Origin of the sequence: Anaerotignum faecicola (genome assembly GCA_024460105.1) — a bacterium.
In the GTDB taxonomy this organism is placed as follows: Bacteria; Bacillota; Clostridia; order Lachnospirales; family Anaerotignaceae; genus JANFXS01.
This window is the reverse complement of sequence record JANFXS010000178.1, coordinates 1-496: the sequence shown is the minus strand read 5'-3', so window position 1 is coordinate 496 and position 496 is coordinate 1. Positions and strand designations below refer to the sequence as shown.

The window sequence follows — 496 nt, the reverse complement described above, 5'->3', positions numbered from 1 at the left end:
CCAACATGCAGGCAGACATCCGGATGGAGAATACCCTGATCGAAGAACTGGTAGACAACGAGCTTATGACCTTTAAAAAGATGTATCTGAAGGATCGGGAGATCAAGAATTTAATCGGGATCGGCGAATGCATCCTCTATCTGTCCAGGGGAAGCGGAACGGGTAAGCCTGTGGACCGGGTGACAGCCGAAGATTTCAAGGCATTTTACGAAAAGCTGGTGGATATGCCTCTCTACCAGATCGAGGAGCGGTTCGGTGTCAACAGCGACTATGCGGCCCTCTTAATGCCGGCCGCCATCATTTATCGGAGAGTTCTGGAACTGACCGGCGCCGAGATGTTCTGGATTCCCGGAATCCGTCTCTGTGACGGCATTGCGGCGGAGTACGCGGAGGAGACCAGGGCGGTAAAATTCAGCCACGATTTTACCGAGGATATCCTTGCCGCATCCCGCAACATGGCAAAGCGCTACAAATGCCACGCCTCCCATACGGCGGA

At 53.6% G+C, this 496-nt stretch carries 1 protein-coding gene; it reads left to right on the top strand.

The window, feature by feature from the left end; genetic code table 11:
* The coding region (locus NE664_13390) for an exopolyphosphatase (protein ID MCQ4727626.1) at nt 1–496 on the top strand (496 nt) is incomplete at both ends.